A 12214-nucleotide genomic window follows, 5' to 3' on the forward strand; every position below is an offset into this window, starting at 1 on the left:
CGTCGAGACCACCCTCATTCGTTGATCTGGGCGAGCGCCCACGATGCCCTCGTGCGGACATCGGCGTTGTCATCACCGTGTGCTCGGTCTTCCAGGGCCGAGGTCGCGTCTCGAGCACAGAGGTGCCCGAGCGCCCAGCAAGCGTTCTCACGGACGAGCGGGTTCTCGTCCGACAGCAACTCCACGAACGTCGGCGTGACGTGTTCGACCGACTCCGGGAAGTCCTCCGCTACGCGGCTAAGGGCACCGCTCGCATTGATTCGCGTGTAGGTGTCCTCGACCGTCAGCAATGCGGTGATCTCATCGGTGTATGGTTCAACTACGTCGGTGTGAACGATCGCCACGTCGCCGATTAGTCCGATCGCGTTGTTCCGGAGCTTGGGGTTGTCGACGTCGAACAGGGTCGCGACGTCGTCGACGATCTCGACGGCGATACTCGGGTACTCGCCCACGATCCGGCCGAGCCCAGCGGTCGCGTTCAACCGAACGCTGTCGGACAACGAGTCACGGAGGATGACTTCACCAAGTGTCTCGGCGACCGGTTTGACTTCTTCCGGATACTCGCGCGTGATTCGCGAGAGTGCGTACACCGCGTACTGGAGTCCGTCGGCGTCGTCCTCAACAATCGTTGCAAGCGCCGGAACGGCGTCCACAGCATCGTCGGGGTCTTCCTCGGCGATCGCGGCGATACATCTGGTCGCTTCACGCCTGACGGAGACAATGTTCGATTGCAGATACGGTACGAGTTCGTCGTTGAGCGGAGCGATTGCCCCCGGATCGGCATCACCAATGGCGCGGAGAGTGGCCAGCACGTCGGCCCGAGCGGGTAGCTCATCCCGTGCCAAGAGTGACCGTAGGATTGGAATCGCCGGCGTACAGTCCTCTGGGCGCACTGCCGCCACCCGACGAAGTGCCTGGACTGCTTCCTTCTCCCGGAACAGATCATCGTCTTCGCGATCCAGAACAGCGAGAATCGATGAAATACGGACCGCCTCTGGATTCGCATCGGCGAGCCGGCGGAGCCCGGTTGCCTCCTCGGCAGGCGTCTCTGCGCCCGCCGTGTACAGATTCGGTGGCGGATCGACCACGGAGAGCAACTTGATTGCGTCGACGGGAACGGTGAATTGGTCACTATTGGGGGCGAGCGGCGTGCATTGGAGCGCTGGCGCTGCCGAAGGCCGTTCGAGTGTCACCGCGTGCAGGGAGACGTCGTGGCACAGCTGGGTACGTTCGGTCCCATCGTCGATGTACGTGAGTTCGAATCCGGGTGCATCGGCTTGGTCGTCGAGAAACGACGACAGCATCGACGCGTTCGCAGGCATGATTCCGGCGGACGACGCGAGCCCACCGTCGGTCACTAGGTCACGAACCCAGGGGAGATCGGGATGAATCTCTCCTCGTTCGACGGCGGGAACGAACTCCCAGGCGTGGTAGTGCTCCCACCCGTCGATATCACTCAGATCGAGGTCGTCGACAACGACGTAGCCGTCCGCGTCCGGGTGCAGGTCGGCGATGAGTGATAGACGCTCGCGCCGGAGCGGGAACTGCTCGTACCGACCGTCGGGCTGTTTCTCGCCGAGCCACTCGTCCCAGTCGTCGGGGTGGCGGCCGACGATGTCGACGACACCCGGAATTGCGGCCTCCTCGGCCAGCGTCTGATTGCCGATAGCGTAGACCGCGTGCGGCGTCTCATGTGCGAGATGACGCACCCACTCCAGCGGGACGGCGTCGTGGCGGGGATGTGGATTCACGTCGACAGTCCAGTCACGGTCGAACGCGAACACGAGCATTAGTCACTCACCTCGCGCGGCGTCGCGGGCGCCTGCTGACACAGTGTTTCTAGGAGTTCCACCTCCTGCTGCATCGACTCATCATCCACAGCAGCCATCTCGTCTGCGAGGTAGCTACGAAGCTGGTCGAATCGCTCGGTATATCGATCAGGAGCGACCAGCGGTACGGACTCTCGCTCGTGCTGGCCGCGCTGGTCAGGAAGCAGCCAGTCGTCAACGCCAGTCGCGGCGTCAGCGCGGTCGTGGAGGTCCGCCGCCCACGTCTGGAGTTCGCGAGCGTACCTGGCCAGCGCGACGGCCTTCTGGACGCCCTCATGGGCGTATGTGCCGGACTCGTTGGGAACGTCGACGGTGACGCGCTCGGTGTACTCGCCACCGTCCCGTTCCGTCCACGAGGCGACCAGATCGAGATCGGCGTCCGAGCTCGTCTGCTCGAGGCGGACGAGGACGACGCCGCCCCGAGCCTCGCCATCTTGCTTGGCGGAAGGAAACAGGGTCCCGACGTGCATCAGGCGGTCAGTCGCGGAGTCCGCGGACGGCGACCCGTGAACTGCCTCGATCTCGTAGCCGTCTGCGTCGAGGTCGAGGTTCAGGTCGTACACCAGCGGGGTGACCATGTAGTCGAACTCCTCGCCCAGCCGACGCTCGAACTCTGCGGCCGAGTGGATGAAGTAGTGGTTCGCCCCACGGATGCCCGACAAGGTGTCCGCTAGCTCCGCGTTCGCGTCCAGCCCCATGCCGATGAACGTCGTGTGGACGCCCTCTGCGGCCGCGTCCGCGAACAGCTGCGTGAGTTCACTGTCCCCCGTCGTCCCCGTGTTTGGCATCATGTCGGTCATGAAGACGACACGGCGCTCAACGTCGGGACTGGGCGTCCCGTCAACCAGCATGTCGACGGCCGCCTCGAAACTGTCCGCGAGGTTCGTACTGCCGCCAGCAGCGATCTCGCGGATGTGGCGACGGATCGCCGGCATGTCCGTCGTTCCGACATCACGGAGGGGTTTCGCGACGTGGGCGCGGTGGTTGTAGAGGACGATGCCCAAGCGGTCCTCGGCGTGGAGCTGCTCGGTGAGCGCGCACAGCGACTGGGTCGCCGCGTCCAGTTTCGTCGCCGCGTCGTCCTCGGCCTCTCGCTTGCGCCCGTGTTCGTCGTAGTAGTACGCGTCAAAGGAGCTGTCCATCGAACCGGAGACGTCGAGGACGGCGACAAGATCCAGCCGCGGCCGCTCGAACTCGTCGACCGAGAGCGTCGAATCCAGCCCGACCGACAGGTACCGCTCTGTCTCCCCACTGATCGGGTGGTCGCTCATGGCAGCCGCGTAGCGCGGTGCGAACAGGGCATCCGATTCGGTCCGCGTGCCTGTCTCGAAGTGATAGTCGTAGAATAGTCCCTCGTCGCTGATCGCCTCCGGCTGTGGAGTATACCCGTTCGAGACGTTCTCCCGGAAGTTGGCCACGTCTTTCGCGCCGCCCGCGGCAAGTCCAACGGTCTCCGGGCTCGCCATGTCCGCACTTGCTGGCGCCGGTGATGCGTTCTCCATCACCTGATTTTCGAGCATCTGCTCGGCCTCGGAAGTCTCCCGATGTTCGTACGCGTCGACGTGACGCCCACAGGACTCACAGACGTAGCCAGGTGGGGTGACCGACCTATCGTCGTCCAACGGCGTCCAGTCGTTGACGAGCGACCGGTCCTCCCGAACGTGACGGACGGTCGCTCTGGCATCGATGATCCCGAACGGTTCCTCGAGGGAGAGCTGTGACGCGGCTTGCGTGACGGCTGCTCCAGCTGCGTCGACGACCTGTCCCGGTCGAAGCCGTCCTCCGCAATCAGGGCACTCGGCCCCGATGTCGTCTACTGAGGTGACAGGGGCAGCGCCCAGAAGCCCCGAGATACGGTGGGTTGCCCCAGTTTTCAGGCCTAGGAGTGCCTCACTGTCAGGCGTAGCGAGTACCGTGAACTGCTTCCCCGATTGATCGGCAACCAGTAAGCGGTGGACGTGTTCTCCGTCGCAGTCGATGGTTCGCCGAGTTATGAATTCGACTGCGATATCGTGACGCTTCCCATCCTCTATGTCCGCGTACATCGTATCCATGGTTTCTGTGTGGCCTGCCATTCCCCGGACAGCCAACGGGTAATCGACGACGGTGTGTTCGCTCGCCCCGGAAACGAGGAGGGGTAACCACCATCACGATGCGTCTTTCCCGACCTTCACACTCACCAGTGTGTACCAAGATGTGATAAATGCTTCGCCAACGGGCAAGATAGAGAAGGAATTAGATAAGAAAGGCGCACTACAGTGTTCTTTATATTGTGTCTGGAGGGTTATCTGCCTCTGGAGAATGGATTAGAGATAGATAACCGCCGCTATACTGTCGAGTATTGAGCCGAAACAATCATTGTGAAGGGCATCGTGGGTCAGCCAACAAACCCATGTCTATCGACGCTGGTGACGCTCTCGTCCGGGCGCTCCACGACCATAATCCGTGGTGGGAACAAGGGACAGAGGCATTCTCACTCCCGGCACGACAGAAGAGCGACTTCTACCATCTCGCCCGTCCCGACGAGTCCGGCAGCCAGTTCGAGGACCAACCGCTTCTCGGCCTCGTTGGACGGCGGGGCGTCGGGAAAACCACGCTCCTCCACCAGTTCATTCACCATCGCATCGAGACTGGCGACGATCCGGAACGATTCCTCTATCTTCCCTTCGACGCCGACCCGCTCTACCAACTCCAATCGGACGAACAGCTGCGACGCGCAGTTCGGTACTACGAGAGCAGGGTTCTCGGTCGCATCGAGGTAGACCGCCCACACTTCATCCTGATCGACGATATCCACCAGATCGAGCATCCGAATAAGCCGACTATCGACGGATGGGGCGTCCCCGTCGTGGAATTACTCGAGGACGTCCCGGGACGACACGTCGTCGTGACCGCCAGCGCCGGGATCCAAGTCGAACGGGAACTCGAAAGCGTCGCGATGCCGGGCGAAGACTACGATGTCCAGCCCATTCTCCCCGAGAAGTTCCGGGACTACCTCTTCACGCTGTATCCAGATCTTGAGGAAGAAGACACTCGCGTGAGCCCCACCTCTCTGCGAACCGGGGAAAACAGCCTGCCAGCGGCTCTCCAGAGTGGCGAGATCGAGTCACTCGTCGCAGAGCTTCGGCAGAAGTACGAGAAGGTTGCAGACGTCGAACGACGCATCCAGTCACAGGTCATCGACTACCTCGCGATGGGCGGCACCATCAGCTACGACCTTGACGGCGCCGCCGAGTCGGCAGCAGACCTGACGCCGGATGACTACGCGCAGCTGCGCGAGGACGTTCGCGATGCCCTCTACCAGGAGGTTCCTGGCTTCGAATCGATTCAAACGATCGCGGATCTCGAACGCCTCTGTGCGCTCGCCGCTCGGAATCGGGGGGTTGAGCCGTTCCGGTATCAGGACCTCGTCGAACTGTTCGACGTCGACCGGCGGACGATCGCCGATAGCTATCTTCCCGCGCTGGCAGAGCTGTATCTGTTGACCGGCGTTACCGAGTACGACAACAGTCGTCCCCGGTCGGTGCGACTCTACCTCCGTGACACTGGGCTAGTGACCGCGCTCGCCGACGGCGATGCCTCGACCGTCCGCAACGATTTTGACCGCGAGGCCGACCTGGCCCGCGTCGCGGCGTTCGACCACACGATGCGGTTCGCCTACGGGATCAACGCCATCCAGGGCAATAACGAGACGCCCGCCGTCCAGTACTGGCGCGGGCGAGAGGGTGAGGTCGACTTCGTCTTCGAGGTGGACGGAACCCCCGTCCCGATCGGGCTAACGTATCAGTCACGCGAGCGTGAGGAGTCACTGGAAGCCGTTCGAGAATTCAAAGAAGCGTACGACGTGCCACTTGGATTCATCCTCGCTGGTGATACGGTTCGAGGGAAACAACCTATTGAGGATCTCGGTGAGGGGATCGTCCAACTTCCGTACTGGTTGTACTTGCTCCTATGCTAGGTCGATACCTAATCGGTTGGTCGTGTCGCAAAGTCCTCTAGAATTCAGTAGTAACTGACTCCCCTGAGCAAGGGGACGCCTCTGGTGTCCACCCGAGGTGTCCCATGCACGCCACAATCGACGTGCGGTTGACCGTTAGCATCGATGACGACAAAACGATACCGCTGGCCACGCTTGCCGAGTTCATTACCGACCAAAACATCGAATCGGTCCTTCTCGAAGGACTCATCGAAAGCCTCGACGCGGGCCGCGTCGAGGCGCTCTGTGGCGAAAAACACGCTCACGGCAACGGCGAAAACCGGTTCCAACGAGCCGGTACTGATACTCGCACAGCCGTCACAACTGCCGGTGAACACGAGTTCGACCTTCATTACGTCAAAGACACAGCTGCTGATCACGACGAATCCAGTTACTTCCGGCCCGTCGAAGACGTTCTCGGCTTCGACGGCCAAAACCGCTATCAGCAAGACATCGCCGCCCAAAGCGTCGACCTCGCTACCTCACTCAGTTATCGTGATGCGGCAGATCACGGCGACGGCATCTTCGAGAGGATGCCGTCGCCGACCACCATCAACCGTCGCACCAAAGAATACGGCACCAAACTCAAGCAGTTTCTTCCCGACTGTGTCGCTGACACCGACGCTGACGCCGTTATTCCTGACGGCACGCACTGTTACAGCCAAGACGAAGACCGATCGTACCACTCTGTCCAAGCCACGCTTGGCGAAAACACCGCCAAGGATTCACGCTCTCTGCTCGATCTCTCGGTCAACGCTGACTGGGACGAGACAGCCGCCGAGCTCGAAGACATCGGTGCAGTCACTGACGACGCGACGGTCGTCAGTGACGGCGATAGTGGCATTGTCACAGCCTTTACCGACGAACACAGCGATCACCAACTCGATCTCGTCCACGTTGGCCGAACGCTTGACTACAACCTGTGGGACGACGGTGTCTTTTCGTTGGATCGGCGTAACCAGATCGTTTCGGAAGTAATTGAAGAAGTGTTCCATCTGAAGAACTCGGTCATCAAGCATCGGCCAGACGAGGAGTTCGCGGTGATCCGCGAGCGGATCACGCGAACGACCGAGCGTATCGAGAAGACAGCGTGGCAGTTGGATCAGTACGGGTCGGAGAAGGCGGCGAGGTATCTTCGGCGGTGGCTGCCGTCGATAGTGACGTTTGCCAAGCAGGCCATCGAGGGGTTCGAGGTGCCATGGACCTCGAACCCCGTCGAACGACTGATGGGCGAAGTCAGCAAGCGATGCAAGAATCAGTGGATGCGCTGGACGAAGGAAGGATTAGAGGCAATACTCCAGCTTCGGTTGGTGAAATACGCCGATCCACCTTACTATCAGTCGTTCCTCGACGAACTGCTCCAGCGACCGACCAAAACAGCAATGAACTGTGACCTCTCAATTGAGAGCACCAGAGGCAAACTCTAGACCGCTTTGCGACACGACCAATCGGTTGTGAGAACGGAACGGGAGATCTGTCGATTGCTGCCCCTGATGGAAGTCGTGATGGGCCGACGTACCAGGAGACGACAAAGCGTGTTCCTCACGAAAACATTCATACGATTGATAGGTAATAGGTGAGACGAATGGGTGGACTGGTTGATTACGACTACGACTTTTTCGACGAATACCAGTCCGACGTCCTCGCTGATCTGCCGTCCATAGAGCAACTCATTCGATTAGATGATGAGGTCGCAAATAAGGTCACGATGCCCCGATATGAGGGGCCTGTCGATCCGATCGAATGGAAATTCTTAGAAAAATATTACAGCAGCTTATTTGCAGACTTCATTACTGACCGCATTCAGGGCATCGTCGATACGGAACCCATCGAGACAAATCGAGACAGATTCCACGGATTCCGAGAGGACATTGTATCCTTAAATCAGAACCTCCCCGCACAGCGGTCAGCGCAAACAGGTGTGATTTCGAAGCCTGCAGAAACGGTTCTTCTCAAACGACTGCGACAGCTTAGCTTCGATCCGAGTGCGCTAGACGTCTCTCATATTGGGAGTGGTGGCGGTCTCTATCTGTTGGAGCTGTTCGTGACCGCCGCCCAGCAAGAAGCACTGTCAGATTCAGAACTCCTGACAGCCCTCCTTGACGAAGCCGATTCGCTGGGCAGCATGAGTAAAGATGCGGCCATGTCCCGCCTGCATCGGCCTGTCCTGATGGTCTCCCTCTGGGATAACCAAGAAGAAGGCCTCAACAAGTGGCTGGACAACGGCCGACACGGAATTCTCGAGATGGCGACGGCCACAGGGAAAACTGTGGCTGGAATCGCCGCCATCGCCGAGTGCTGCGGCGTCCTTCCGGAGGACCCCGACCACGAACCACGGACTGACGACGCGAAAATCATGATCGTCGCCCATTCGAACGCGATCCTCAAGCAGTGGGAGCAGGAGATACAGGAGAAGCTTGGCCTCCCGATGCCTGCCGGACAGACGGGTGAACAGGCAGACCGCGTGTCGTTTAGTAGTGGAGAAGTGGAGTTCTATACTGCACAGTCCCTCCTGCCACGATACGACCGTGATCTCGCCGACCAGTACGATCTCGTTATCTACGACGAAGTACACCACTACTCTAATTTAGATGGGTACGGGGCTGCCATCGACAGACCAAACTATCGGGCTGCGATGGGCCTTTCAGCAACGATCGGCGACGACGGTGAGCTGAAACGAGAGCAGCTTACCGAGCTGTTGGGTGATGTCGTCCACACGTACGGGGTCGAGGACGCTCGTCGCGACGGAATCATACCCGAATTCGACTGGACTGTACACCCAACGCCGCTCGACCCTTACGAACGGGAAGAGTGGGATGAGGCAACAGAGTCGATCTCCGACCAATTCAAGCACATCCGGCGATCGACAGCAACCAAGCGGATTCTCAAACAGATTCCTGTCCCGTTTACCGAACTCGAAGACCTCGGGGACTTCATTCGCGCACACGAGGCTGCGTCGATGGTCTTCGACGATGAGGACATACCCGATGAATGGTCGAACCTCCAGGCGACGATTCATTCGCGGACCTGGATCCGCCACCGATCACAGCCGAAGATCGAAGAGGCAATCGAACTGGCGAAGGACTATCTCGAAGACCCAGACCAGCCTGTCAAGCTCGTCATCTTCGCAATGGACATCGACACGGCCGACGAAATCGCAGACCAACTCGGGGAGGTGTCCGATCACGTCTATCGGGCACACAGCCAGCTTGAGACCTCCTCCAAGAAGAACAACGAGACGGTCCAACGTAACATCAACAAGTTCGGGAAATGCGAGAATGGCGTACTCGTCTCTCCTAAGATGCTGGACGAGGGGATTGACGTCCCGGATGCGGAAGTCGGCATCAACGTCGCGGGGACCAAAACGAAGCTTCAGCTCGTACAGCGGATGGGACGGGTCCTCCGCAAACACGGCGATCAGCGGCCCCACTTCCACCATTTCATCGCCATGCCCGACGAGAACTACATTGCGGGGCTGGACTCGAAGGAGTATGTGCAGGAGCTCAACTGGGTTCGGGAGCTGGGGGAGACGATTGGGGTGCAGCCGATCATCAAGGAAGCCGGCGTCGACGCCGAATTGCTGGAACGCGCCGAGCAGCGGGGACACGAACTCTGGGCCCGAGATCTGCTTGAGGATCTCGAGGTAGAGACCGTTCAGGGGAACGTCAATCTGGAACAGTTGCTTGATGAACTGACCGTCGAAGCGACAGAAATTCTGCTGGATGAGTTATGGCTGGAGGGGGATCGAGTGGCGCAGGATGACTGGGAAGCCGCAATGGAAACACTCCGTGACTCGGAAGCTCTCTCCGTCGAAGGCCTCCAGCGCGTCTGGTGGCTTTTCCCCATCTATCGAGAGCGACCGACGGAGTTGGATGAGCTATTGACAGCGTCGTTAAGCGCGCTCTCTGAGGAGGCGTCGTCGGGTCAGCAGTCACAAGAAGGAGCAACCACCAATCAAGAAGGAACACCGACCGACGGCGAGTCAGCTGATGAGAGCACAAGTGGGGAGAGCGATACACCGCAGCAGAAGTCACCATCGTCGACGTCAGAAGACGACGAATCACATGAAGAGACAACTTCGTCTCAAGGCCCTGATTCACCGGAGCCACCCAGTTCCGAATCGACAGAAGCTGAGTCGGAGCCACAGGCTCCTGAGATCGAGGAGGAGGCCGGCAGCGATGAGGCGGTGGGGAGTGCCAGCGTGTTTGACGTACTGGGAGTCGGTGAGCCGCCCAGCGCTATTTCGAGACGGCTGCAAGTCGAACCTGGCACAGACGCATCCCTCGACGAAACCCTCCTGACGAGCACGGGCGACGGTGGCCTCTTCTCGACAGGCTATCTGCACCAGCGATCGCTCCAAACCTATCTGCTGAATGGCGAAGAGGTAATCTTCCTGCTGGCATCGAAGCGCCAGGCTCCGGACTACACCGGCCAGCAGTTGCCAGATCTAAACGGGCATCGGGCGATTACTGTAATCACCCCCACGCGGGTGCTCTGCGTCGTCGGGAATGATCCTGAGAATCAAGCGATCCAGATCCGCCACGAGGACGTCACGAGTGTCGATGTTCAGCAGGCCGGCCAACTCTTCTGGAAGCATCGCACAATCCGAATCCAGACGGACGACCAGACGCTCACAATCCCCGACGGTACCGATACCGATCTCGAAGCTGCTGAGAGATACATTCGTACCGCTGCGTATGAGGAACGGTGTGCCGCAGGCGAGCGGCTCCTCGGATGCTGCGACGTCGTCGCGACCAGTAACGGGTTCACTGCAGTTGAGGCCGTGTTGGACGCAGCCAAGGCGCGGTTCGAATCCGCTGTGGACTGGGGCGAGCGGTACGATCTTGACACAGCCAGGGCGGAAGCCGGTGTGGAGTTCACCAACACCTGTCTCGAGAGAGCTGACCGGCAGGTGCGATTCGAGGAATCGCTCACAGAGGCTCAGCGACTCGTCAGTGATGCGCGGACAGCCTCGATAAACGGCGAGGAAGATCGGGCACAGCAGCGGTATCGTGAGGCGAAGTCGAAGCTTGAGGCGGTGCTGTCCGCCTCAGATAAGAAACCGAGTTCCTCGGTGGTGGAAGCCAAACAACTCCATGCGAAACTTGAGGAGGCTCTTGCGGCGGAACCCGACAGCAGTGGGACAGAGGAGAAATCGAGTCCTGAGACCGAGACTGGGACGCCGACCGCTGAGCAGTCAACGGGAAGTGATAATCACCAACCCACGCGGGACGATCTCATCGACGAGCTCCAGACCTTGACAGAGGACCTCGGTGGCGCCCCAAAGGCACCCGAGATGGACGATCAAGGATCGTACTCGACTCACGAGTATTATCGGGAGTTCGGATCGTGGAACGATGCACTGGATGCTGCCGGTATCGATCGCAGGGAGTCGCTTCTCACTGAACTGGAGCGTGTTGCTGCTGAAATCGGAGAGGTCCCGTCGACCACTCAGATCGACGAACACAGTCGATACAGCTCCGGAATGTATGCCGACGAGTTTGGGACGATAACTGCAGCACGCGAAGCCGCCGACTTCGCCAGCGGTGAAGATTCCGAACAGGAATCGCAAGCCCACGATTCGACCGATGAACCCCACGGTCAGCCTGACGACAGCGCCACGTCGCCCACCCCTGATTCTGGACCATCTCGGCAGGCACTCATCGACGAGATTCAGCGTCTTGATGACGGTGAGAACCTCGTGCCGTACGCGTCGGAGATGGATTCTGACGGCGCGTACAAATCGTATGACTGTCTCCAAGAATTCGGCTCGTGGGATGAAGCGCTGGAAGCTGCGGGGATCGACAAGCGAGAGCGACTCCTTGAGGAACTCCGACGTGTTCGTGACGAACTCGGACATATGCCGAAAACGACGGAGATGAACCATCACGGGCGAGTCTCCGCGGGAATGTACTCCAACTTCTTTGGATCGTGGACGGAAGCAACCTCCCTGATTGATGCGAGCGAAGAGTCGACTAACGAGACGACTGAGTCCGATCTATCTCCCGATACCAGAGAGGAATCAAATTCATCGCCCGTATTGAATGGTGACAGGGATTCCATTCTCACCTGGGAGGATATCCCCGGGAACAGTCGGCTTCCGTCTTCGATCGCAGTTCAGGTGAAAGAGAAGAAACGGACCCGGTCAGATCGTGTAGATGGCCGGTATCTGGTCGCCGATCTCAACGGCAAAGAGTTCGAGCTCAAAGTCTGGCAAAAACACGGGCTCGAGATCGAGTGGGAAGTCGATACCTGGTATATCCTGCGTGAGGCCAGAGGGACAGTCTGGGAGAGCGATGGCGAGGTATACCGACTACTCGATAGCACGAGAGACCTTACGGCAATCGAATGTGGATCAGAGCTACCGGTAGAAACGAAATCGTGACTGGAGTGAGTTGAGAAGGTAAGT

General features: G+C 59.5%; 5 protein-coding genes. 3 read left to right on the top strand and 2 right to left on the bottom strand.

What is annotated here, in order from left to right:
* Nucleotides 1-14: 14 nt before the first annotated feature.
* Both WDJ58_RS25980 and WDJ58_RS25985 read right to left on the bottom strand, forming a co-directional pair.
* On the bottom strand, nt 15-1790 hold the full coding sequence (locus WDJ58_RS25980; RefSeq protein ID WP_338918464.1) for a HEAT repeat domain-containing protein: 1776 nt from the start codon (nt 1788-1790) through the stop codon (nt 15-17).
* Nucleotides 1790-3904, bottom strand: a complete 2115-nt coding sequence (locus tag WDJ58_RS25985) for a vWA domain-containing protein (RefSeq protein ID WP_338918465.1) — start codon at nt 3902-3904, stop codon at nt 1790-1792. The genes WDJ58_RS25980 and WDJ58_RS25985 overlap by 1 nt, the downstream gene beginning before the upstream one ends.
* A gap of 317 nt (nt 3905-4221) precedes the next feature.
* Here WDJ58_RS25985 and WDJ58_RS25990 point away from each other — a divergent pair, with 317 nt between their 5' ends.
* The 3 genes from WDJ58_RS25990 (at nt 4222) to WDJ58_RS26000 (ending at nt 12190) form a co-directional block, all read left to right on the top strand.
* On the top strand, nt 4222-5787 hold the full coding sequence (locus WDJ58_RS25990) for an ATP-binding protein (protein ID WP_338918466.1): 1566 nt from the start codon (nt 4222-4224) through the stop codon (nt 5785-5787).
* Between the two features lie 104 nt (nt 5788-5891).
* Entirely contained in the window at nt 5892-7232 is a 1341-nt protein-coding gene (locus tag WDJ58_RS25995) for an ISH6 family transposase (protein ID WP_256031516.1), read from the top strand.
* A gap of 158 nt (nt 7233-7390) precedes the next feature.
* Entirely contained in the window at nt 7391-12190 is a 4800-nt protein-coding gene (locus WDJ58_RS26000) for a homing endonuclease associated repeat-containing protein (protein WP_338918467.1), read from the top strand.
* Nucleotides 12191-12214 lie beyond the last annotated feature (24 nt).

The sequence above is a fragment of the Salinirubellus litoreus genome (genome assembly GCF_037335815.1).
Taxonomy (GTDB): Archaea; Halobacteriota; Halobacteria; order Halobacteriales; family Haloarculaceae; genus Salinirubellus; species Salinirubellus litoreus.

Coding starts and splice junctions, on each gene's coding strand:
- WDJ58_RS25980 (WP_338918464.1), bottom strand. CDS start 1,790: ATGCTCGTGTTCGCGTTCGACCGTGACTGGACTGTCGACGTGAATCCA.
- WDJ58_RS25985 (WP_338918465.1), bottom strand. CDS start 3,904: ATGGCAGGCCACACAGAAACCATGGATACGATGTACGCGGACATAGAG.
- WDJ58_RS25990 (WP_338918466.1), top strand. CDS start 4,222: ATGTCTATCGACGCTGGTGACGCTCTCGTCCGGGCGCTCCACGACCAT.
- WDJ58_RS25995 (WP_256031516.1), top strand. CDS start 5,892: ATGCACGCCACAATCGACGTGCGGTTGACCGTTAGCATCGATGACGAC.
- WDJ58_RS26000 (WP_338918467.1), top strand. CDS start 7,391: ATGGGTGGACTGGTTGATTACGACTACGACTTTTTCGACGAATACCAG.